19 protein-coding genes are annotated in these 22157 nt (G+C 71.7%); 11 read left to right on the top strand and 8 right to left on the bottom strand.

What is annotated here, in order from left to right; all coding sequences use genetic code 11:
• Positions 1-80: 80 nt before the first annotated feature.
• On the top strand, positions 81-866 hold the full coding sequence (locus ABZ321_RS14395) for an SURF1 family protein (RefSeq protein ID WP_354891195.1): 786 nt from the start codon (positions 81-83) through the stop codon (positions 864-866).
• Between the two features lie 1029 nt (positions 867-1895).
• Here ABZ321_RS14395 and ABZ321_RS14390 read toward each other — a convergent pair.
• The 4 genes from ABZ321_RS14390 to ABZ321_RS14375 all read right to left on the bottom strand — a co-directional run bounded on the left by ABZ321_RS14390 (position 1896) and on the right by ABZ321_RS14375 (position 5591).
• Entirely contained in the window at positions 1896-3422 is a 1527-nt protein-coding gene (locus ABZ321_RS14390; RefSeq protein ID WP_354891194.1) for an ATP-dependent DNA ligase, read from the bottom strand.
• A 37-nt stretch (positions 3423-3459) separates the two neighbouring features.
• On the bottom strand, positions 3460-3696 hold the full coding sequence (locus tag ABZ321_RS14385) for a hypothetical protein (RefSeq protein WP_344512018.1): 237 nt from the start codon (positions 3694-3696) through the stop codon (positions 3460-3462).
• Between the two features lie 83 nt (positions 3697-3779).
• Complete coding sequence (locus ABZ321_RS14380; protein WP_354891193.1) at positions 3780-5261, bottom strand: bifunctional diguanylate cyclase/phosphodiesterase; 1482 nt, start codon at positions 5259-5261, stop codon at positions 3780-3782.
• Between the two features lie 111 nt (positions 5262-5372).
• Positions 5373-5591: a hypothetical protein gene (locus tag ABZ321_RS14375; protein WP_033364102.1), complete on the bottom strand. Its 219-nt coding sequence runs from the start codon at positions 5589-5591 to the stop codon at positions 5373-5375.
• Positions 5592-5997: 406 nt separating this feature from the next.
• On the opposite strand from ABZ321_RS14375, the gene ABZ321_RS14370 reads away from it, so the two are divergent.
• From ABZ321_RS14370 to ABZ321_RS14345, 6 genes are all read left to right on the top strand, one after another.
• Positions 5998-7698 (top strand): DNRLRE domain-containing protein, encoded by a 1701-nt coding sequence (locus ABZ321_RS14370; protein ID WP_354891192.1) that lies wholly within the window; start codon positions 5998-6000, stop codon positions 7696-7698.
• 229 nt (positions 7699-7927) lie between these two features.
• Positions 7928-9484 (top strand): S8 family serine peptidase, encoded by a 1557-nt coding sequence (locus tag ABZ321_RS14365; protein WP_354891191.1) that lies wholly within the window; start codon positions 7928-7930, stop codon positions 9482-9484.
• Positions 9485-9632: 148 nt separating this feature from the next.
• Positions 9633-10247 carry an SRPBCC family protein gene (locus ABZ321_RS14360; protein WP_354891190.1) on the top strand — a complete coding sequence of 205 codons (615 nt, stop codon included), beginning with the start codon at positions 9633-9635 and terminating at the stop codon, positions 10245-10247.
• Between the two features lie 125 nt (positions 10248-10372).
• Positions 10373-10747 carry a response regulator gene (locus ABZ321_RS14355; protein WP_203847576.1) on the top strand — a complete coding sequence of 125 codons (375 nt, stop codon included), beginning with the start codon at positions 10373-10375 and terminating at the stop codon, positions 10745-10747.
• The gene (locus ABZ321_RS14350) at positions 10744-11847 is read left to right on the top strand and encodes a HEAT repeat domain-containing protein (RefSeq protein WP_354891189.1); all 1104 of its coding nucleotides are present in this window, start codon (positions 10744-10746) and stop codon (positions 11845-11847) included. Before ABZ321_RS14355 ends, ABZ321_RS14350 begins: the two co-directional genes overlap by 4 nt.
• The gene (locus ABZ321_RS14345; RefSeq protein WP_354891188.1) at positions 11844-13379 is read left to right on the top strand and encodes a glycosyltransferase; all 1536 of its coding nucleotides are present in this window, start codon (positions 11844-11846) and stop codon (positions 13377-13379) included. Before ABZ321_RS14350 ends, ABZ321_RS14345 begins: the two co-directional genes overlap by 4 nt.
• Here the strand turns inward: ABZ321_RS14345 and ABZ321_RS14340 are convergent.
• The 4 genes from ABZ321_RS14340 to ABZ321_RS14325 all read right to left on the bottom strand — a co-directional run bounded on the left by ABZ321_RS14340 (position 13345) and on the right by ABZ321_RS14325 (position 18564).
• On the bottom strand, positions 13345-15030 hold the full coding sequence (locus tag ABZ321_RS14340; protein ID WP_344512037.1) for an ATP-binding protein: 1686 nt from the start codon (positions 15028-15030) through the stop codon (positions 13345-13347). The two genes, ABZ321_RS14345 and ABZ321_RS14340, sit on opposite strands and share 35 nt — an antisense overlap.
• Positions 15031-15139: 109 nt before the next feature.
• Positions 15140-15868: a hydrolase gene (locus tag ABZ321_RS14335; protein WP_354891187.1), complete on the bottom strand. Its 729-nt coding sequence runs from the start codon at positions 15866-15868 to the stop codon at positions 15140-15142.
• Positions 15869-15973: 105 nt separating this feature from the next.
• The gene (locus ABZ321_RS14330; protein WP_344512041.1) at positions 15974-16684 is read right to left on the bottom strand and encodes a response regulator transcription factor; all 711 of its coding nucleotides are present in this window, start codon (positions 16682-16684) and stop codon (positions 15974-15976) included.
• On the bottom strand, positions 16681-18564 hold the full coding sequence (locus ABZ321_RS14325; RefSeq protein ID WP_354891186.1) for an ATP-binding protein: 1884 nt from the start codon (positions 18562-18564) through the stop codon (positions 16681-16683). The genes ABZ321_RS14330 and ABZ321_RS14325 overlap by 4 nt, the downstream gene beginning before the upstream one ends.
• 160 nt (positions 18565-18724) lie before the next feature.
• Between ABZ321_RS14325 and ABZ321_RS14320 the strand changes: the two genes are divergently transcribed.
• The 4 genes from ABZ321_RS14320 to ABZ321_RS14305 all read left to right on the top strand — a co-directional run bounded on the left by ABZ321_RS14320 (position 18725) and on the right by ABZ321_RS14305 (position 22014).
• Positions 18725-19444, top strand: coding sequence for a histidine kinase dimerization/phospho-acceptor domain-containing protein (locus ABZ321_RS14320; protein WP_354891185.1), 720 nt, complete (start codon positions 18725-18727; stop codon positions 19442-19444).
• A 36-nt stretch (positions 19445-19480) separates the two neighbouring features.
• On the top strand, positions 19481-19867 hold the full coding sequence (locus tag ABZ321_RS14315) for a DUF3224 domain-containing protein (protein WP_354891184.1): 387 nt from the start codon (positions 19481-19483) through the stop codon (positions 19865-19867).
• A 30-nt stretch (positions 19868-19897) separates the two neighbouring features.
• Positions 19898-21172 carry an ATP-binding protein gene (locus ABZ321_RS14310; RefSeq protein WP_354891183.1) on the top strand — a complete coding sequence of 425 codons (1275 nt, stop codon included), beginning with the start codon at positions 19898-19900 and terminating at the stop codon, positions 21170-21172.
• Between the two features lie 206 nt (positions 21173-21378).
• Positions 21379-22014 carry a response regulator transcription factor gene (locus ABZ321_RS14305; protein WP_354891182.1) on the top strand — a complete coding sequence of 212 codons (636 nt, stop codon included), beginning with the start codon at positions 21379-21381 and terminating at the stop codon, positions 22012-22014.
• Positions 22015-22157: the final 143 nt, after the last annotated feature.

Genomic DNA, 22157 nt, shown 5'->3' with positions numbered 1-22157 from the left:
TGGGGCAAACGTGTGTCCCGGACGATACCGGGTGGGCGCCACAGCAACTGTCCGGAACGCACCGGATACCGTTCTTGCTTGTGTACCGGTTTCTCGCGTCGCCCCGGTGGCTCGGCTACGCCGCGCTGACCGTCGCCGCCGCGACGGTCATGGTGCTTCTGGGCCTCTGGCAGCTCGACCGCTATCACCAGCGCGCGTCGATCAACGCCCGCATCACGGCGGGCACGTCGGCCACCCCGGTCCCGCTCACCGACGCCGTCCCCCGCCCCGCCGGCACCCCCGGCACCACCGGCCCCGCCCCCCACGCCGACACGGAGTGGCTCCGCGTCCAGGTCACCGGCCAGTTCGACCCGTCCCGCGAGATCCTCGTCCGCGGCCGCACCGTCGAGGGCCGGGTGGGCTTCGAGGTACTCACCCCGCTGGTCCTGTCCGACGGCACCGCCGTGCTCGTCGACCGCGGCTGGGTGCCCCCCGCCGAGTCAGGCGCCCTCGCCATGCCGTCGGTCCCTCCCGCCCCGCCCGGCGAGCAGACCATCCTCGGCCGCCTCCGCCCCTCGGAGAGCCGCGGCGGCCCGCCCAAGGAGGTCAACGGCCGCCTGGAGATCCGCCGCATCACCCCGTCGGCCCTCGCCCCGTCGATGCCGTACCCGGTGTACAACGCCTACATCAGCACCGACCAGCCCGCCCCCGGCCTGACCGCGGTAGCCCCCGAGAAGCAGAACGCCCTGCAGAACGCCGGCTACGTCCTGCAGTGGTGGCTCCTGGCCATCCTCACGCTGTTCGGTTTCGCCTACCTCGCCCGCAAGGAAGCCCGAGGCCCCGAACCCGAAGACCTCCTCGACGACCTCGCGGACTCCCCCGCATAACCCCCACACGCGCCACAAGCCATTGATCCCGCGCGGTTCCGGTATCCAGGACTACCAGAACAGTTCGGGATCACGAGCAGCCGACCTGTCGCCCCGCTCGAGTCCAGAAGCCGACAGCGCGGCACCCCCGGACCCCGCTCGACGCACGCACAGCCCGGTTCACCCCTGGGTCGGCCGTCACGACGACCAAGACCTGCGGGCGAGTCGTCGTACACCACCTGCGTGGACGCGACCGCCCCACTCGCACCTGGGCGAGCAACACACCCACCAACCGGGCACCCACAGCCCACCCTGGCTCACTCTCGGGCAACCCGTCACGGAGCCCAAGACCCGCTCGTCACGACCCGCCCCACCCACAGAGACCGGCCCACAACCGACCCACGGACGGAGATAGGCACCACAATCGACCTGCCCGCGAAGGCCGGCGACACAACCCGTCCGCGAAGGCAGAACACCGCCCGCGGAGACCGGCGGCACAACGGTCCACCCGCGCGAACGGCACCGACGTCACGACCCCAACCCGATCCCGGAGCCCAGCGATCAGCCCGCCCGCGGAGGCGGGACACCGCCGTGGAGGCTGGCGGCGCAACGGTCTACTGGCAGAGGCCGACACAACAACCGGGCTGCCCGCGACGGCCCGACCACACAACGGTCCACCGGCGCGAATGACAGCAACGTCACGACCCCAACCTGACCCCGGAGCCCGGCGACCAGCCTGCCCGTGGAGGCAGGACACCGCCCGCGGAGACCGGCGGCACAAACACTCCACCGACAGAGGCCAGCGCCACTGCCGGGCTGCCCGCGTCGGCGACAGCACAGCGGCCCACCCGCGCGAACGGCACCAACGTCACGACCTAACCCGACCCCGAACCCCAGCGACCCAACCTGCCCGCGGAGGTAGGACGCCGACCGCGGAGGCAGGACGCCGCCTGCGGAGGCAGGACGCACGCCGTGGGGCAAGGGCGCACGAGCCAGGACGCCCGGCTGCGAGGTGGGTGGGTGGCGAGGTCAGTGGGGGTGGGGATCGGGTCAGGAGTCGGTGGGGTGGGTGGAGGTGTGGATGGCGCGGACGGCGTCGATGGTGTCGGCGTCTTCGGGGCGTTTGTCCTCGCGGTAGCGCAGGACGCGGGCGAAGCGCAGGGCCACGCCGCCGGGGTAGCGGGGAGATTTCTGGACGCCGTCGAAGGCGATCTCCACGACCAGCTCGGGGCGGACCTTGACGACCCAGTCGGACTCTTCGACGGCGAGGGACTTCAGGCGGTCGGTCTGCCAGCGGAGCATCTCGTCGGTCATGCCCTTGAAGGTCTTGCCGAGCATGACGAAGCCGCCGGTCTCGGGGTCGCGGGCGCCGAGGTGGAGGTTGGACAGCAGGCCCTTGCGGCGGCCGTGGCCCCACTCGACGGCGAGGACGACCAGGTCGAGGGTATGGCGGGGCTTGACCTTGACCCAGGCGGAGCCGCGCCGGCCGACGTCATAGGGGGCGGCGGCGGACTTGATGACGAGGCCCTCGTGGCCGGCGGCGACGGCCGCGGCGAAGACGCGCTCGGCGTCGTCGGGTGAGGTGAGCATGGTGCGCTCGACGCGCAGGCCGGCGGGGACGGCGCGCTCCAGGGCCGCCCAGCGCACGGAGGCCGGCTCGTCGAGCAGGTCGGCGCCGTCGAGGTGCAGGATGTCGAAGAAGAACGGCTGGAGCACGGCGGTGCCGTCGCGGCGGGCGGCGCGGCTGGAGGTCTCCTGGAAGGGGACGGCGCGGCCGGTGTCGTCGACGCCGACGGCCTCGCCGTCGAGGACGATCGAGGTGACGTCGAGGGCGCGGACGGCCTCGACGACCACGGGGACGCGGGCGGTGAGGTCGTCGAGGCTGCGGCTGAAGACCGAGATCTGGTCGCCGTCGCGGTGGACCTGGATGCGGACGCCGTCGATCTTCGTGTCGGCGGCGGCGGGGACGCCCGTGTCGGCGAGGGCGTCGGTGGGGGTGGCGGCGCTCTGGGCGAGCATCGGGGAGAGCGGGCGGCCGACGGTGAGCGCATAGCCGGCGAGGGCGTCGGTGCCGCCGGTGAGGGCGTCGACGGCCACGAGCTTCAGGTCGCCGGCGAGCAGCAGGGCGCGGCGGACCTGGGCGATGGGGACGCCGGAGGCGCGGGCGACGGCGTCGACGAGGAGGCCGGCCTGGGCGCCCTGCCGCAGCTCGCCGCTGAGCAGGCCGATCAGGAAGCGGCGCTCGGGCTCGGTGGCGGCGCCGAAGAGCTCGGCGACGGCCTGCCGCCGGGCCGCCTGCGAGCCCTTGCCGGACAGCCGCGACATGGCGGCGAAGGCCTCGTCGACGTCGGTGACGGACAGGGAGGCGGTGTCGGCGGGCGGTGGCAGCTCCCGCAGCGACGCATAGCCGACGCCGGTCTGGCGCTGGCGCAGCTCACCGGACAGGTAGGAGGCGCCCGGCGAGAGCTCGGAAGGCTCCAGCTTCCGCAGCGCGTCGGCGAGTAGGTCGATCTTGGCGTTGCGCCCCGGGGTCCGCGCGACGTCGGCGGAGACGGAGGCCAGCTCGACGAATCTCATACCCCGGATTCTCACCCAGGGGTACGACAAGAACACCTCAGGCGGCGTACGCCAGCCGCACCGCGCCCAGAACCCAGCCCATCCGGCTGACGGCGGTGTCGGGGTGCTCCCCGAACTCGTGCGCGACCAGTGCGGCGCAGCCACGCGGCCCGTGCCGCCGGACGCTGCGCATCACCGCGGTGCGGATGTGCTCGGGGCTCATCTGATCGGAGGACTGCACGTCGGAGACGAACAGTGCTTCGGCCCGGACGTGTTCCAGAAGCTGCGGCGTCATCTTGTACCCCCTTCGGCTCCTCCAATCACACGCTCCCGCAGGTGTACCGCCGTGTCCGCCGGGTTGCGGACAGGGTGACACCGTCAAAACGACAGTTGCGCCGCCGGCACGGGCCGGGAGTACAGGTAGCCCTGCGCGTACTGGCAGCCCAGCGCCTTCAACGCCTGGGCCTGCGCGGCGGTCTCGACCCCCTCGGCGACCGTGTGCAGCGACAACCCCTCCGCCAGCTGCAGGATCACCTTCATCAGGGTCGAGTCGACACCCGAGGCCGTGAAGGTCCGGTCGATCTTGAGGATGTCGACCGGGAGGTGCACGAGGTACGCCAGCGACGAATACCCGGTGCCGAAGTCGTCGACGGCGATCCGCACGCCCCGCTCCCGCAGCAGCCCGAGCCGCGCCGTGCGCTCCGCGTCGTCGACGAGCACCGACTCGGTGAGCTCCAGGACCAGCGCGGCGGGCGGCAGCCCGGTCTCGTCGAGCACCGCGAGGACCCGCTCGGCGAAGTCCTCCTCGCGCAGCTGGTGCCCGGACACGTTGACGGTCACGGCGACCCCGTCGCGCTCGAACCACGCCCGCGCGTCGGTGCACGCCTGCCGCAGCACCCACCAGCCCAGCGGCACGATCATCCCGATGGCCTCGGCGACCGGGATGAAGGTCAGCGGCGGCACCCCGCCGGCCGGCCAGCGCAGCAGCGCCTCGACCGCGGTGACCCGCTCGTCGAGCAGGCGGACGACCGGCTGGTAGTGCAGCTCGAACTCGCCCGCGGCAAGAGCCCGGCGCAGCCCCGAGGCCAGCTCGCGGTGGCGGGCCGCGGCGGTGCGCAGGTCGGGCTCGAAGCGGACGACCCGGTCCTTGCCGGCCGTCTTCGCCGCGTCCAGGGCCAGGTCGGCGTCGCGCAGCACGTCGGCGGAGCTGCGCTGGTCGCCGACCGCGACGAGCCCGGCGCTGCCGGTGAGGTGCACCTGGTGGCCGGCCACCGGGTACGACGGCCGCAGCTGCGCGAACGCCGCCTCGAACGCGTCCGAAGCGCCGCGCCAGACGACCGCGAACTCGTCGTCGCCGAGGCGGGCCAGGACGTCGGCGTCGGGCAGCGCCGCCCGCAGCCGGTGCGACACCTGCTTGAGCAGCTCGTCGCCGGCCTCGTGGCCGAGCGTGTCGTTGACGTCCTTGAAGCCGTCGAGGTCGAGGAGCGCGACCGTGAAACCCGGCGGCGACGCCCCGGTGAGCACCCTGTCGAGCCGTTCGGTGAGCTGCCGCCGGTTGGCCAGCCCGGTCACCGGGTCACGGGTGGCGCGCTGCCGCAGCTCCCGCTCCAGCCCCTTGCTGCGCGCCGACGAGCTGGCGAGCGACTGCCTGAGCCGATCGGACCGCTGCCGCACCAGCAGCACCGCCGCGCCGGCCGCGGCGAGCGCCACGAGCATGGCGAGGCCGGACAGCGCTTGCTGGAGCATCGCCGGTACAGCCAGCGAAAACGCGACGAGGAACACTCCGGCGACGGCGAGCAGGGCGGCGGGCCGGCCCACCATCGGGGCGGGTCGCGGATGAGGGCTCGGCTTGCGTCGCACGCTCCGATGCTATCTATCACAAATCCGATTTTTCGCTACCTAACGGACAACACGCGCGCAAGCAAAAGGCGGGCCTCCCCGTGGGGAAGCCCGCCTTCGCGGGTCGGCGTGTCAGCCGCGCCAGTCGAAGCCCGCCTCGACCACGATCTTGTCGGCGGTGGCGGCGATCCGGTCGGCGAACTTGTTGGTGTGGTGCCCGCAGAAGGCCAGGTCACCGGCGGCGCCGAAGGTCACGCGAGCCTTGGCGGCGGCACCGCAGCTGTCGCAGCGCTCCCCCGTCAGCTCGGGGACGACGTGAACGGCCGGGCGCGAGATCAGCATCGGGGTCATCTCAGTCTCCTCGAGTCGAAGCGGTCAGCTGCTGCTTGAAATGTGGCTTTTCTGAGTGTTGAGCCTTACCTACCTAACAGTACGTTCGCCTGAATTAAGCGACTAGTTCGTAAGCGTTGGCTTTTGGTCACAGGCAGGTTGCCGACTCCGTCCGTTCGTCTGATGCATCACGGGTGAACGTCACATACCCGCCCGGCAACTTCCCGACACCACCTGGCATTTCCGCACCGTGCACGTCTGCCAGGTCCACTGTGGACAGCTCGCACAAGGACCGGGCACCCGAACGGCAACGCACGGCGAACCAGGGGTGTACCCCGAGGTGCCGAATCTTGTGGAGGTCCGGATGACACCGGCCGGACGGCAACACCGCTCCACAGGATTCGCATCCACGGAAGGGCCTACATACATGATTCGCCGCCACACCCGCGCATTGATGCCGCTCGCCGCGCTCACCATTGGTGCCACCGCCGGCGCCGTATCCCTCACCGGCATGGCCGGCGCGGAGACCACGGGCACCGCCGGCGCCGCGACCACGGGCGTCGTCCGCACCGGAGCGGGTGAGGACGGCTACAGCTCCAGCAGCCGCCCGTCGTTCAACTTCGGCGCCTCGGACACCCTCGTCGCCGGCCGCTCCGGCGCCGACACGATGGTCACGTACCTGAAGTTCAGGGTCGCGAACCCCGGCCCCGGCGCGACCGTCAAGAACGCCCAGGTCGTGCTGACCCGGGAGAGCAAGGCGCTGCCGAACACCCTGTCGCTGAGCCGGGTCGCCGACACGACCTGGACCGAGAAGTCCCTGACGGCGAAGAACGACCCGGCGATCGGCGCGGTCGTCAGCAACGCCAAGCCGAAGAGCGACGCGGCCACCGTCACCTTCGACGTCAGCGCGGTCGTCAAGGGCGCCGGGACGTACACGTTCGCGGTGACCTCCCGGGTCGCCAACACCCCGGCCCGCTTCAGGTCCTCCGAGGCGGCCACCGGCAAGCCCAGCCTGAACCTCACCGTCGCCCGGCCGGCCGCCACCAAGCCGCCGGTGGAGGCCACCCCCACGCCGACCAAGCCGGCTCCCACCCCGAGCAAGCCGGCCCCCACCCCGAGCAAGCCCGTGGCCACGCCGACGACGCCCGCCCCGACGACGCCGGCACCGACCACGCCGGCCGGTGGCTGCGCCGTCGACGCGAAGCTCGTCCCGTCCTGCGGCGTGCTGTGGGGCGCGGCCGCCGGCGGCTTCTCCGACGTGCCGCGCGACGAGGCGCTGAAGACCTTCGAGCAGAAGAGCGGCCGGACGTCGACGATCTATCACACGTACCACAAGGGCGACGAGCTCTTCCCCACCAAGAACGAGATCGCGATGACCAGCGACCCGGCCAACCCGCGGACGCTGATGCTGAACTGGAAGGTCGGCTACGGCACGAAGTGGGCCAACGTCGCCAACGGCGACCAGGACGCCCGCATCGACCGCCTCTCGACCTACATCAAGACCAACTACGGCACGAAGAAGTTCTTCATGGTCCTGCACCACGAGCCGGAGAACGACGTCGTCGCCACCGCGGGCTCGGGCATGACCGCCAAGGACTACGCCGCGATGTTCCGCCACACCGTCCTGCGCATGAAGGCCAACGGGGTCACCAACGCCGTCTTCGTCGTCGCCTACATGAACTACGAGAAGTGGAACAACACGTCCTGGTGGGGCGACCTCTACCCCGGCGACGACGTCGTGGACTGGGTCGGCGTCGACACCTACAACAACGCGCAGCCCGGCGGCTTCCACACCGGTGACTTCAACTACATGATGAACCGCACCAACGCCCCGGCGAAGTTCCCCGGCTGGTACACCTGGGCCACCACCAAGCACCCCGGCAAGCCCATCATGGTCGCCGAGTGGGGCGTCTACGACTCGTCGACGGTCGTCGACGGCAAGAACAAGGCGAACGTGTTCGCCACCGTCCTGCCGCAGCTGGCGAAGATGCCGCAGATCAAGGGCCTGGTCTACTTCGAGACCGCCAAGGACCAGAACGGTCACGACATCCGCATGGACGACACCCCGGAGGCCCTCGCGGCGTTCCAGAAGATCGCCGCCGACCCGCGTTTCAACGTCAAGATCTGACCCCGTCTCCGAAGAAAAGGGCCGCCCGTCCCGGGCGGCCCTTTTTCGGTGTCCACCGGTCGCCGACCAGCGGCCCGAGCCGGGGGACGGGGCAACTGCGCTGCTACCCGGCGGGTCCCGGGAGCACCACCGACGGCCCGCAATCTTGTTTCTGCAAGGCAATGACAGCAAATGTGAAAGCAAGGGATGTAGACATATGATGAACCGCCGCGTCCTCACTGTTCTGGCCATGACCGCCGCCGCTGCCGGCTCCTTCTCCTTCGCATCCGCCGCCGCGGCCGCCCCCGCCGAGGGCATCGTCCGCGGTGCCGGCGAGGCCGGGGCGCTCAAGGACCGCTACATCGTGGTCCTGAAGGACGGCTCGACGACGTCCTCCGACGCCCTCGCGGGCAAGGTCGGCGGCTCGGTGAGCACGCGGTTCGACAGCACCGTCAAGGGCTTCTCCGGCAAGATGAGCGCGACCTCCGCGCGCCGCCTCGCCGCCGACCCGGCCGTCAAGTACGTCGAGCAGGACCGCATCGTGCAGGTCGAGGCCACCCAGTCCGGCGCGACGTGGGGCCTGGACCGCATCGACCAGGCGGCCCTGCCGCTGAACGGCAGCTACACCTACGGGCCGGCCAGCAACGTCACCGCGTACATCATCGACACCGGCATCCGGCTCACCCACAGCGAGTTCGGCGGCCGCGCCAAGTCCGGCTACGACTTCGTCGACAAGGACTCGGACGCGACGGACTGCCAGGGCCACGGCACGCACGTCGCCGGCACCGTCGGCGGCGCCACCTACGGCGTCGCGAAGGACGTCAAGCTCGTCGGCGTCCGGGTGCTGGACTGCCAGGGCAGCGGCTCCTACTCGCAGATCATCGCCGGCGTCGACTGGGTGACGAAGAACGCCGTCAAGCCCGCCGTCGCCAACATGAGCCTCGGCGGCTCGGCCGGCTCCACGCTCGACGACGCGGTGAAGAAGTCGATCGCGTCGGGCGTCACGTACGTCGTCGCCGGCGGCAACGACTCCGCCAACGCCTGCACGAAGTCCCCGGCCCGCCTGCCCGAGGCGATCACCGTCGGCGCCACCGACAGCAAGGACGCCCGCGCCAGCTTCTCCAACTTCGGCAGCTGCCTGGACCTGTTCGCGCCCGGCGTGAGCATCCTGTCCAGCGCCAACAGCGGCAACACCGGCACGACCAAGATGAGCGGCACCTCGATGGCCAGCCCGCACGTCGCCGGCGCGGCCGCCCTCTACCTGGCCGGTCACCCGACCGCCACCCCGGCGCAGGTCCGCGACGCGATCGTCAACGGCGCCGTCAGCGGCAAGGTCACGGGCGCCGGCACCGGCTCGCCCAACAAGCTGCTCAACACCACCGCGCTGATCTCCACGACCGCGCCGACCAACCCGCCGACCACCACCCCGACCACCCCGACGACGCCGACCACCCCGACCACCTGCGCCGCGGCCTCCAACAACGCCGACTACTTCATCGCCGACCGGGCCACCGTCAACAGCAAGGTCACCATCGCCGGCTGCGCCGGGACCGCCTCCAAGACCTCGACCGTCAAGGTGGCCGTGAAGCACACCGACCGTGGCGACCTGCGTGTCGACCTGATCGCCCCGGACGGCACCGCGTACAAGCTGAAGTCCTCGATCTCCGGTGACGACGTGGCCAACCTGACCGCGACCTACACCGTGGACCTCTCCACGGAGACCCGCAACGGCGTGTGGACCCTCCGCGTGCAGGACGTCTTCGCCGGCGACACCGGCACGCTGGACACCTGGACCCTGACCGTCTGATTGCTCACCTCCCCCTGGTGACCGATGGCCCCCGCGCGATGGCGCGGGGGCCATCGGCGTTGTCAACCGTTGCAGAAACCGCGAATCGGTCTCAACTAGGTCTAACCCGTCGGTACGGTGTTTGGGCATCCGAGACTAGGGGGTCGCCGTGAGCACAGCGAGAGAGTCCATTGAGGTGGCCGTCCCGGCCGGGGTCGCGTACGAGCAGCTCACCCACTTCGAGAACTACCCGCAGTTCATGTCCGGGGTGATGAGCATGGCGCCGATCGACGCCTCGACGGCCCACATGGTGCTGGACATCGGCGGCAACCGCGCGGAGTTCGACGCCCGGATCACCGAGACGCGCCCCGGCGAGTTCCTGTGCTGGGAGGCCCTCGACGGCCCGCAGGTCAGCGAGGCGCTGCGGCTCGAGCCGATGGCCGACGGCATGACCAGGGTCATCGCGGAGCTGCAGATCGACGCCCGCGAGCTGATGCCGACCGAGCAGCACGCCGTCGAGGTGCTCAACCGGCGGCTCAAGGCGGACCTCAAGGGCTTCAAGCGCTTCTGCGAGGAGGCCGCCACGAAGACCACGGTCAACCGCCCGGCGACGGCCACCAACCGCCCCGTGACGGCGACGCCGGCGACCATCGCGCGCGGCATCGCGTCCGCGTCCGGCATGACGCACGCCTCCAACGAGCGCCCCCCTCAGGGCCCGCCCGCCGCCGGCAACCTCGGCCCCATGCAGCACATGCAGGCCCGCGGCCGGCAGACCCGGATCTGAGCACTCCGGACAGGACAGAAGGGGCGCCGGCCGCAGGCCGGCGTCCTTTGTCGATCAGCGAACAATCACCCGAAAAGCCACATATGATGAAATCTCATGAAGGGTGAGAGGGGCGAGGACTGCTCATGACCGCCATCCTGGTCGCCGACGATGACATGGACATCAGGGACCTCGTCGCCTTCAAGCTCGAGCAGGCCGGTTACGACGTCGTCGCGGTCGACAACGGGCTCGCCGCGCTCACCGAGGCGACCCAGAACCCGCCGGACCTCGTCGTGCTCGACGTCATGATGCCCGGCATGTCCGGCATCGACGTGTGCCGCCAGCTGCGGCAGGACGCCGGCACGAAGGCGCTGCCGATCATCCTGCTCACGGCCCGCGCCCAGGAGGGCGACGTGGAAGTCGGCTTCGGCGCCGGCGCCGACGACTACATCGTCAAGCCCTTCAGCCCCCGGGAACTGGTGAGCCGCGTCGAGGCCGTGCTGGCGCGGATGCGCACGTGACGCTCGCCGGCGCCGCCCTCGTGGCGCTGGCCGTCCTGCTCGTCGCGGCGCTGGTCTTCGGCGGCCTCATCGTCGGCGGCAGGGCCGTGCGCCGCGCCCGCGAGGCCCGCCGTGCCAAGCTCGCCACGCCCGCCCGCCGGCTGCTGCTCGCCATCGCCGCCGGGGACGACGACCCCGAGCAGGTCGAGGCGCTCGTGCGCCTGTCCGACGAGGTCTGGCAGGCGGTGGAGCCCAACGCGATCGCCCTGCTGGGCAAGGTCCGCGGCGAGGCGCACACCACGCTCGTCGACGTGTTCGAGCGCCGCGGCGCCGCTTGGCGGGCCCGCAGCCGGCTGCGCCGCCGCGACCCGGTGGCCCGCGCGCAGGCCGCCGAGGTGCTGGGCAACCTGGGCCGCAAGGACGCGCTGCTGCCGCTGTGCGACCTGCTCGGCGACCCCGACCCCGACGTCCGGGTGGTCGCCGCCCGCTCGCTCGGCCGCATCGGCGACGCCGGCGCGACCCAGCCGCTGCTCGCCACCCTGGCCAGCCGGCGCATGGTGCCGCAGCAGGTCGTCGCGACCGCGCTGACCAGGCTCGGCACCGCCGCGCAGGGTGCGCTGCTCGCCAGCCTCGACGACCCGCGGGCACCGATCCGCGCGACCGCCGCGGAGGTCCTCGGCCTCATCGGTGCCGTCGGTGCCACCGTACGGGTGGAGAGCGCGCTGCGCGCGGACCCGTCGCTCGACGTGCGGATCAGCGCCGCCCGGACCCTCGGCCGCCTCGGCACCCGGACCGCCCTGGCGCCGCTGCTCGACTCCCTCGAGCCGGACCGCCCCGTCGCCCTGCGGGCGGAGGCCGCGAAGGCCCTCGGCGAGCTGGGCGCCGTCACCGCCGCGGCCGCGCTGACCGTGCTGCTGTCCGACATCGAGTACGTGGTGGCCCACAACGCGGCCCGCTCGCTGCTGCGCCTCGGCGGCGCCGGCCGGGCGGCGCTCACCGCGGCGGAGCACCGGGCCGAGACCGAGCCCGACGACGAGCGGGTCCTGCTCGGCGCCGCGCACGCCCGCGAGGCGCTGGCCGCGGCCGAGCTCGACGACCACCGCAGGCAACTCGTGCCATGATCGCCGATTGGGTGCGGCAGCTGCTGACCGTCACGGACGTGTTCATCCTGACGTACTTCCTGCTGATCAACTCCAGCTACCTGGTACTGATCGTGCTCGCGTCGGCCGAGTTCGTGCACCACATGCGGCGGGTGCCGTTCGCCGGGCACGAGGAGACGTACCGCAGCCCGCTCACGCAGCCGGTCTCGGTGCTGGTCCCGGCGTACAACGAGTCGGCCGGCATCGTGCAGTCGGTCCAGGCGATGCTCGCCCTGCGCTACCCGGTCTTCGAGGTCATCGTCATCGACGACGGATCCACCGACGACACGTTCGAGCGGCTGCAGGAGGAGTTCGGCCTGGTCGAGGTGCCCCGCGTGGTGCCCGACGCGACCCCCACCCGGGGGCGCATCCAGTCGGTGCACGTGCCGAGGGAGCGGCCGGATCCGCTCGTCGTGGTGCGCAAGCAGAACGGCGGCAAGACCGACGCGGTCAACACGGGCATCAACGTCGCCCAGTACCCGCTCGTCTGCATGGTCGACGCCGACTCGGTGCTCGACCCGCAGGCGCTGCTGTCGGTGGCGAAACCCTTCACCGACGACCCGATCCGCACCGTCGCGTCCGGCGGCGTCATCCGCGTCGCGAACGGCTGCACGGTCGTCGCCGGCCGTATCGTCGACGTCCGGATGCCGCGCAACTGGCTGCCCAGGGTGCAGGTGGTGGAGTACCTGCGGGCATTCCTGCTGGGCCGGACCGGCTGGTCGAGGATCGGCGGGCTGCTCATCATCTCCGGCGCGTTCGGCATCTTCCGCCGGGACCTGCTCGTCGAGGTCGGCGGGCTCGACCACGACTGCATCGGCGAGGACGCGGAGCTGGTCGTCCGGCTGCACCGGCACCTGCGCCGGCAGCGCCGCGACTACCGGATCGTGTTCGTCGCCGAGCCGGTGTCCTGGAGCGAGGCGCCCAGCTCGCTGAAGGTGCTCGGCAAGCAGCGCCGCCGGTGGCACCGGGGCATCACCGAGATCCTCCGCAAGCACCGGTCGATGATCCTGAACCCGAGGTACGGGCGGATCGGGCTCGTCGCGATGCCCTACTACGTGCTGTTCGAGCTGCTGGCGCCGATCGTCGAGCTGGCCGGGGTGGTCCTCGTCCCGCTCGGGCTGTACGTCGGCGCGATCGACGCCCGGTTCGCGCTCGTGTTCGTCGCCGTCGCGTACGGCTACGCGCTGCTGCTGAACCTGATCGCGCTGACGGTCGAGGAGTACTCGTTCCACCGGTACCACCGCTGGACGGACCTCATCGCCTCGGTCCTCGCGTCGGTGCTGGAGAACTTCGGCTACCGGCAGCTGACCGCGATGTGGCGGACGATGGGCATGTGGGCCGCGATCAAGGGCGGCAAGCACGAGTGGGGCCAGATGACCCGCACCGGCTTCCAGACGGTCCTGACACCGGAGAAGGCCCCAGGGAAGACGTCCGAGAAGACGCCCGGGAAGTCACCGGTGAAGTCACCGGCCGAGCAGGTCACAGCCAAAGAGGACGTTCACGTGGAATCCTGATCGTGAAGGTGGTGCCGGCGCCGACGACGCTCTCGACGGCGATCTCGCCGCCGTGACCCTCCACGATCGTCTTCGTGATCGCCAGGCCGAGCCCGGCGCCCTGCACGGCCTCGCGGACGGCGAACGTGCCGCGGAAGAACCGCGTGAAGAGCTTCCCCTGCTCCGCCTCGTCGATGCCGACCCCCGTGTCGCGGACCACGATCACCACGTGGTCGCCGTCGTGCTGCGCGGTCATCTCGATGAGCCCGCCGTCGGGGGTGAAGTTGATCCCGTTGACCAGCAGATTGACCAGGGCGCGCTCGAGCTGCTCGGGGTCGGCGTCGACGGTGCCGAGGTGCGGGGCGGTGCGCAGCTCCAGGCGGTGGCCGCGGCGCTTGGCCCGCGGCTCGACGGCCTTGCGCGCGGCGACGAGCACATCGGTGAGGTCGGTGCGGACCAGCTCGAGGTCGAAGACCCCGGCCTCGACCTTGGAGATGGTGAGGAGGTCCTCGATGAGCGCCCGCAGCCGGTCGGAGTTGCGGCCGATGACCTGCAGCATCCGCGCCTGCGCCGGGTTGAGCTCGCCGGCCTCGCCGGAGGTGAGGACCTCCAGGTGGCCGATGACGTTGGTCAGCGGCGTGCGGAACTCGTGCGACACGGTCGCCACGAAGTCGCTCTTGACCAGGTCGAGCTCGCGGAGCCGGGAGACCGCCTCGCGCTCGTGCTCGTAGGCGGCGCGCAGCGCGTCCTCGGTGCGCTTGCGGTCGGTGATGTCGTGCACGAAGGCGTTGAAGCTCCAGCCCTGCATCGCGTCCCGCACGGCCCAGATGGCGAGCTCGATCGGGAACTCGTAGCCGTTGGCGTGCCAGGCGGCGATCTCGATCCGGTTGTCGAGCACGTGCCGCTCGCCCGTGGTCAGGAAGCGGCCGACGCCGAGGTGGTGGGCCTCGCGGAAGCGCGGCGGCACGATCGTGTCGGCCAGCCGGCGGCCGATCGCCTCCTCCTTCGACAGGCCGAAGACCTTCTCGGCGGCGGCGTTCCAGCCGGTGATCATGCCGCCCTCGTCCATCGCGACGAAGGCCTCGATGCAGCTGTCGAGGATGCGCTCCATGCGCTCGGTGCCGAAGCGCAGCGCCTGGGTGGCGGCCATGCGGTCGGCGACCCGGCCGAGCTGGATGCCGACGTCGGCCATGATCTCCAGCAGTCGCGGGTCGGGGTCCGCCGGCTCGATGGTGAAGAACTCCAGCACGGCCGCGACGACCCCGCGGGCGGTGATCGGGAAGGCGATGGCGGCGCCGACGCCCGCGGTCGCGCCCGGGATGCGGGCGCGCATGAAGTTGACGTCCGTGGAGACGTCCGCCGTCCAGACGGGGCGGCCGGTGCGGGCGGCGCTGCCGACGATGCCGCCGCCGTACGTGAACCGGAGCCCTTCGCTCGCGCTGCGCAGCCCGCCGAAGGAGTCGGGGACCTCCTCGTACCAGATGTCCGTGGACACGAAGACGCGCCGGTCGCGCTCGTCGGGCAGGCACAGGTGGCCGGCGTCCCAGCCGGTGGCGGCGCAGACCGCCTTGATCACCGGCAGCCCGGCGTCGGCGATGCTGTCCGCCTCGTTCGCGATCCGGGTCGCCTCCTGCAACAGGGAGACGAGGACGAGTTCGCGATCCTTCGACACATCTTCGATCCTAAAGTCGGACCCGCCGCGATCTGCCCTTTTCGAGCGGATAACGGCGGGTCCTGACTGGATCGCGGGCTGCGGGCCGCGTGCCCGTGGGTGAAACCGTTCAGGCCGTGGCCGGCGAGCACTGCAGCGCCGCCGCGACCTCGCGGACGTAGCGGTAGAAGCCGACCTCGCTGGCGCGGACGCCGTCGCTGACCGCGACCAGCCGCACGCCGCCCTCGACGCACGCCTGGGCGAAGCGCAGCCCGGGCAGCCGGTGCCGCTCGCTGACCTCGACGACCGTGCCGTTGGTGCGGCACGCCTCGACCAGGTCGGCGATCGCCGCGTCCGGCACCGCGGACTCGTCGATGCCGGCGCGGGCGAGGAAGTCCAGCGGGCGGGCGAGGCGGGTCGGCGCGTAGCGGGAGACCCGCTCCACGGCCAGGCCCGTCACGGTGACCACCTGGTCGATGACGTCCAGGGCGCGCATGGTGCCGTTGTCGATGAGCCCGCGCACGGCATCGGGGCTGAGCAGCCCGGCGGGCAGCGGCAGCCGGTTGAGCCCGACGGAGATGACCTCGAGGCCGTTGAGGTCGGACGGGAACGCCAGCCAGCCGTCGATGCCGATCGCCTCGACCTCGACGCCGCGGCGCAGGACGAGGTCGGTGCGCTGCTGGGCGCGCTGGATCGAGGCGAGGTACGGCGACAGCCAGCTCGTGTCGGGACCCACGCGGTCGGCGAACGTCACCTCGGTCAGCCCCGCCTGCTCGGCGCTGGCCACGAGGACGCTGACACTGTCCCGGCCGGACGAGAAGGCGGTGTGGACGTGGCCGTCAACGAGCTGGTCGATCATGTGGGCTCTCTTCCCTGGGGCTGGCTGCTCTTTCCAGGTATCAGGTTGCCGGGCCCGGGGCCCCTCCCCCGGTCCCGGCCAGTTGCGCTTGGGTTGACGGGGCCCTCACTCGCCGGCGCGGTCCAGGACCGGCCGCCGGTACCGGTAACCGAACCCCCGCACGGACTCGATCGGCGACGCGTCCGGGTCGGTCCAGCCGAGCTTGCGCCGCAGCCGCAGGACCGCGAACTTGACCCGCTCCGGGCCGATGCCGGTCGGGTCGTCCCAGGCCTGGGCGAGCAGCTGGTTGGGCGACAGCACCGCGCCGGCGTGCCGGACCAGCACGTTCAGCAGTCGGAACTCGGTGGGCGTGAGCCGCACCTCGTCACCGGCCACGAAGGTGCGGCGGGCGGCCGGGTCGATGCGCAGGACACCGTCGTCGTACACCTCGTCGGCCCAGGACGCGGGTCCGGCGCTGCGCCGCAGCAGCGCCTCGACCCGGGCCACGAGCTCCGCGTTGGTGAACGGCTTGGTGAGGTAGTCGTCCGCGCCGCCGCGCAGGCCGCGCACCTTGTCGGACTCCTGCCCGTGCGCGGTCAGCAGCAGCACCGGGACGTCACTGACGTCGCGCAGCCGCTCCAGGACCTGCCAGCCGTCCATGCCGGGCAGCCCGATGTCGAGGATGACGAGCTCGGGGCGCTCCGTGTAGGCGTCCCTGAGTCCGGTCCTGCCGTCCTTGGCGTGTGCGACCTGGTGTCCGGCCCGCGTCAGCAGCAGGCGCAGAGCCATGGCGATATCTGGATCGTCCTCGACCACAAGAAGCCGGCTCACGATCATCCCCCATTTCGTGCTGGTCGCGAAGGCAACGACAGCGTGACCGTCGTGCCGACCCCTTCGGTGCTGGCGACGCTGATGCCGCCACCGTGCAGTTCGACGATGGCCCGGCTCACCACGAGCCCGAGCCCCGTGCCGGGCATGACCTGCCGCCCGACCGCCGCGGCGACGTTGGAGCCGCGGAAGAATGCGCTGAAGAGCCGGGGCAGGTCGGCGGCGGGTATGCCGACGCCCGAGTCCGCCACGGCGACCGTCCAGCCGTCGCCGTCGGGCCCGGCCCGGACGGTGACCCTGCCGCCGCTCGGCGTGAACTTCACGGCGTTGCTGACCAGGTTGTCCACCACCTGGTGCACCCGGGTGTCGTCGCAGATCATCTCGGGCCCGTCCTCGCACTCCAGCACCAGCTCCAGCCCGGCCGCGAGCGCCGCCGGGGTCCGCTCGGCGACGGCGACGGCGAGGAGCTCCGGCAGCCGGGTCGGCATCGGCCGCAGCTGGAGGGTGCGCGCCTCGAGCCGGGACAGCAGCAGCAGGTCCTCGATGAGGCGCAGCAGCCGGTTGGCGTTGCGGTCGATCACGTCGAGGTAGGTGCGCTGGTCCTCGCTGAGGTCGCCGGTGGTGACGTCGCCGAGCAGGTGCGCGAACGCGACGACCGACGACAGCGGGCCACGCAGCTCGTGCGAGACGGTGGCGACGAACTCGTTGTTGAGCGCGGTCGCCTCGATCAGCGCCCGGTTGCGCTCCTCCAGCCCGCGGCTGCGCTCCTCCAGGCCCCGGCTGCGCTCCTCCAGCCCGCGGTGGACCGCGACCCTGGCGGTGACGTCCCGGAGGTGCACGAGGGTGCCCGAGTCCGTCTCGCCGGGGCCGGCGACCGGCACCAGATCGATCTCCAGGACCCGCCCGTCGTCGAACGGGATCTCCTCGCCGACGATCGCGCGCCGCAGGATGAACGCCTCGCGCAGCCGCTGGATCCGCGCCGAGTCCCGGCCGACCCGCTCGACCGCGCGGCCGATGACCGCGGCCCAGTCGAGCGGGTCGTCCTCGGCCAGGTCGCTGCGCGACGCGCCGGGGCCGACCATGCCGGTGTCCAGGAGCCGGTGCGCGGCGAGGTTCGCCAGCCGGACCCGGCCCTGCTCGTCGAGCAGCAGCAGCCCGTCGTCCATCGTCTCGACGAGCCGCGCGAGGCGCTGCCGCTCGACGGCGGCGGTGCGCTCGGTCTCGCGCTGGCGGGTGACGTCGATGCCGAAGAAGACGACGGCACCGACCTGGGCGTCGTCGACGAACGTGCGGGCGGCGACCTCGATGACGCGCCACCGGCCGGCGGCGGTGCACAGCCGCAGGTCGGTGGTCCCGGACGGGTGGTGGCCGGCGCAGCAGGTCAGGAACATGGCGACGGCCGCGGGCCGGTCGTCGGGGTGGATCAGGTCGACGAGGCGGTAGTCCGGGGGTCTGTGCCGGTCGTGCCCGAGGACCGTGCCGAACGAGTCGGACAGCGCGCTCCATCCCCGGGCGGGGTCGACGGTCAGGATCATGGCCCGCGCGCCGGTGGTGATCGCCCACGCGAGGGGCGAGCCGAGCATCGGCGGTGGCGGCACGGCGCGGCACGGCTGGACGAGGGCGCGGTCGGCGGCGGCGGCGATCTCCGCGGCGGCGGCGAGCAGCTCGGTGCGGGCGGGCGCGGCGCTGAACTCGACCCGCAGCTCCTGGCCCCACTGGGCCGGGCCGACCGGGAGCCGCTCCAGCAGGTCGAGCTCGCCGACGACCGGGGTCAGCGCGGCGACGATCTCCGCGGAGCGGACACCGGAGAAGCCCCGCAGCTCCGCGACGAGGCGCTGCGCGTCCACCACGGTGGTCGCGTTCGCGGCACGGACCACCAGGTCGACCACAGCGCCTTCGATCAGGCCCGTGTCAACCAGACGGTCGGTCTCTCCACGCAAAGCTCTCCTCGGCCGGCAGCCTTTGCGACATTCGTCGCTTACTGTCGGTACACACATATCCTACGCAATGTAATGACATGTCCTGTAACGTTTCCGAAGGACCGAGGGGGTGCTCATCGCTGACGACACCGCCACAGAAGCCACCGGATCGCCCGACGCGGCCACCGGCTCCGGCATGTCCCAGCTGGGGACCGAGTTCATCCGGGTGGCCGCGCACGAGCTGCGGACGCCATTGACGTCGATCATCACGTTCGCCAACATGCTCGACGCCGCCGAGGACATCCTCGAGCTCGACCCGGCCGACCGGCACGCCGCGCTCGCCGCCATCCGGCGCAACGCGGAGCGCATGCAGCTCACCGTCGCCGACCTCATGCTGCTGGCCGAGCTGGAGTCCGCCGAGGCGCCGCTCGACGCGGTCCGGGTCGACCTTCGGCCGCTGCTCCATGAGGTCACCGGCGGGCTCGCCGTCGTCCTGGACGTGCCGGACGCCGCGCACCTCTTCGGTGACGGGCCACTGCTGCGGCAGCTGCTGCGCACCGCCGTGGACGTCGCCGGCCTGGTCAACGACGCGGACCGGCCGATCGCCGTGACCGCCGCCCGCGCCGGCGGCACCTGGACGGTGCTGGTGGCCGCCACGGTCGCGGGCCCGCTGAGCGCCGAGCGCCTGCTGTCGATGCGGATCCCGCACCCCGACCACCCGGGCGAGCACCGTACCGCGGCGCTCGCCCTCATGCTCGGCCGCGAGATCGCCGCCCGTCACGGCGGCGGCATGGTGACCTGCGTGGAGCAGCGCGGCGTCACCGTCCGGATCACGCTGCCCCATTCCTGACGGCGGTTGTCAGGTTCGTACGGGAGGCTGCCACCCATGGAAACCAAGGCCGTCGCGCCGTTCACGATCGAGACCTGGGAAGACGACCTCTGCGACGAGCGCGCCGGGGCCCGCCTGTCGCGCACCAGGATCACCAAGACGTTCACCGGCGACTTCGCCGGCACCAGCGAGGCCTTCACGGTCATGTGCCAGGCGACGGTCCAGGAGTCCTCCGCGTACGTCGGCTTCGAACGCTTCCTGGGCAGCCTCCACGGCCGGGCCGGGACGTTCGTGCTGCACCACACCGCGTCGGGCGCCGGCGCCTCCTGGACGGTCGTGCCGGACACCGGTACAGGCGAGCTGACCGGCATCCGCGGCGTCGCCGAAATCTCGATCGCCGAGGGCGGCGCGCACACCCTGACCCTGCGGTACGAACTAGGCTGACCAGCAACTTTCGGCGCCTATGGTCGCACCATGACCAGCACATCGCACACGAGCACGAAGACGCGCGCCTTCCCGGTGCCGGCCGACGAGCAGGAACGGCTGCGGTCCCTCGCGGACTACGGCATCCTCGGGGTGCCCCCGCTGCCGGACCTGCCGTCGGTCGTCGAGCTCGCCGCCTACATCTGCGGCGTGCCGAACGCGGTCGTCAACATCATCTCCGCGACCCAGCAGCACCAGATGGCCGCCTACGGCTTCGAGCCCGGCGTCTGCGACCGCGAGGACTCGATGTGCGCGATCAGCATCGTCGAGCCGGAGACCGTCGTCGTCCGCGACGCGACCCTCGACCCCCGCTTCAACCGCAACCCGTTCGTCACCGGCGAGATCGACGACGTGCGCTTCTACGCCTCCGCGCACCTGCGCGACCGGGACGGCCACGTCCTGGGCAGCCTCTGCGTCTTCGACCAGCAGCCACACGAGCTCACCGCACAGCAGCGCGAGGGCCTGGAGAAGCTGGCCCGCATGGTCATGGACGTGATGGACCTGCACCGGCACGGCCAGATGCTCGAACGGGCCCTCAACACGGTGCAGCGCACCACCCGCGAGCTGCAGCGCTCCAACGCCTCCCTGCAGCACTTCGCCGGCCAGGTCAGCCACGACCTCAAGAACCCGCTCACCGGCGTCCTCGGCTTCGTGGCGATGCTGGCCGAGATCGACGCCGTGCTCGAGGACGCCACCGCGAAGCGCTGCGTCGACAAGGCCCTGTCCTCCGCGACCCGGATGTGGCGCATGATCGAGGACGTCCTGTCGCACGCGTCGCTCGGTGGACGCCCGTCCTTCGCCCAGGTCGACCTCGGCGCCGTCGTGCAGCAGGTCCTCGATGACGTCGGCGCCGCGATCTCGGCCGCGCAGGCGACGGTCGACACCGGTCCGCTGCCCATGGTGTACGGCGACGCCACCCAGCTGCGCGTCCTCGTCCAGAACCTGGTCAGCAACTCGCTGAAGTTCCGCGACCGCGGCCGTGCCTGCCACATCTCGATCACCGGCAGCGAGGACCCCGACGGCTGGACCTTCGCCGTCGCCGACAGCGGCATCGGCATCGCCGAGGAGGACCGCCCGCGCGTGCTGGAGATGTTCACCAGGCTGCGCACCGACGTGGAGGGCTCCGGCATCGGCCTCGCCACCTGCCAGCGCATCGTGGAGGCGCACGACGCCAGGCTGGTGATCGACGGGACCCCCGGCGGCGGCACCACCGTCCGCATCACGCTGCCCCGCAACGCCCTGCCCTTCCCGGTGCTCCTCTCCTGAGCCGCCGGGCTTTGGGAGGTGCGATTCCGGCCGGAGAGCCGACGGTGTCCACCGGTGTCCGATTGTCCTGCGGTGCAGCACGGTTGCCGACGAGCGCAGGTCAATTGCAGCGTCTGGCACCCGGCCGGTGCGGCCTGCGACGCTTACCTGGCAATGATCCACGCCGTAAACGTCCAGGCCACGACACACTTTCCCAAGGAGCCCAGATGACGATCCGATTGGTCGCCGTCGATGAACACGTCCTTCTCCGACTCGGCCTCAACCGTGTCGTGGCGACCGTCCCGGACATCACTCTGGTCGGCGAGGCGGGCAGCGCCGCCGAAGCCGAGCGCGTCGTCGCCGAGACCCGCGCCAACGTCGTCACCATCGACGCCTCCCTCGCCGACAGCGACGGCATCAGCCTCGCCCGCCGGCTCCGCGCCGCCAGCCCCGACCTCGGCGTCGTGCTGCTCAGCGCCGTCAGCGACGACAACCTCCTCTACCGCGCCCTCGACGCCGGCCTCTCCGCCTACGTCACCAAGGCCGCCCCGATCCCGTCGGTCCTCGCCGCCATCCGCCACGCCGCGGTCGCCCCGCACTCCTTCACCGCCCCGGGCCTCTCCTCCGCCCTCTCCCGCCGCCGCGGCCAGACCGGCCTGCTCAGCCAGCGCGAGCAGGAGGTCCTCTCCCTCATGCGCGACGGCCTGAGCCTGCCGACCATCGCCCAGCGCCTCGCCGTCTCCGAGGCCACGGTCAAGACGTACGTGTCCCGCCTGTACAGCAAGCTCCGCGTCAACAACCGCTCCCAGGCCCTCATGGCCGCCGTCAACCAGGGCCTCCTCGTCTCGGTGGACGCCGCCTGAAATTGCCCCACAGACGAAAACGCGGACCGGCACCCCCTCGCCGGTCCGCGCTGCAATCACCCCCACCGCTCCGCGGCAGGGCCCCGGCGGGGGTTCCCACCCGCACCCCCATGCTCACACCGCTCGCACTGCCACGCGCTCCG

This window comes from Dactylosporangium sp. NPDC006015 (assembly GCF_040614215.1).
Lineage (GTDB): Bacteria > Actinomycetota > Actinomycetes > Mycobacteriales > Micromonosporaceae > Dactylosporangium > Dactylosporangium maewongense.
Note: the sequence above shows the minus strand (reverse complement) of the source record. Positions and strands in the feature narration are given on the sequence as shown.

Bases quoted from the DNA above. Each gene is read 5' to 3' on its own strand.
- ABZ321_RS14315 (WP_354891184.1), top strand. From the start codon at position 19,481: ATGGAAACCAAGGCCGTCGCGCCGTTCACGATCGAGACCTGGGAAGAC.
- ABZ321_RS14335 (WP_354891187.1), bottom strand. From the start codon at position 15,868: ATGATCGACCAGCTCGTTGACGGCCACGTCCACACCGCCTTCTCGTCC.
- ABZ321_RS14330 (WP_344512041.1), bottom strand. From the start codon at position 16,684: ATGATCGTGAGCCGGCTTCTTGTGGTCGAGGACGATCCAGATATCGCC.
- ABZ321_RS14390 (WP_354891194.1), bottom strand. From the start codon at position 3,422: ATGAGATTCGTCGAGCTGGCCTCCGTCTCCGCCGACGTCGCGCGGACC.
- ABZ321_RS14365 (WP_354891191.1), top strand. From the start codon at position 7,928: ATGACCGCCGCCGCTGCCGGCTCCTTCTCCTTCGCATCCGCCGCCGCG.
- ABZ321_RS14305 (WP_354891182.1), top strand. From the start codon at position 21,379: ATGACGATCCGATTGGTCGCCGTCGATGAACACGTCCTTCTCCGACTC.
- ABZ321_RS14370 (WP_354891192.1), top strand. From the start codon at position 5,998: ATGATTCGCCGCCACACCCGCGCATTGATGCCGCTCGCCGCGCTCACC.
- ABZ321_RS14355 (WP_203847576.1), top strand. From the start codon at position 10,373: ATGACCGCCATCCTGGTCGCCGACGATGACATGGACATCAGGGACCTC.
- ABZ321_RS14345 (WP_354891188.1), top strand. From the start codon at position 11,844: ATGATCGCCGATTGGGTGCGGCAGCTGCTGACCGTCACGGACGTGTTC.
- ABZ321_RS14375 (WP_033364102.1), bottom strand. From the start codon at position 5,591: ATGACCCCGATGCTGATCTCGCGCCCGGCCGTTCACGTCGTCCCCGAG.
- ABZ321_RS14385 (WP_344512018.1), bottom strand. From the start codon at position 3,696: ATGACGCCGCAGCTTCTGGAACACGTCCGGGCCGAAGCACTGTTCGTC.
- ABZ321_RS14310 (WP_354891183.1), top strand. From the start codon at position 19,898: ATGACCAGCACATCGCACACGAGCACGAAGACGCGCGCCTTCCCGGTG.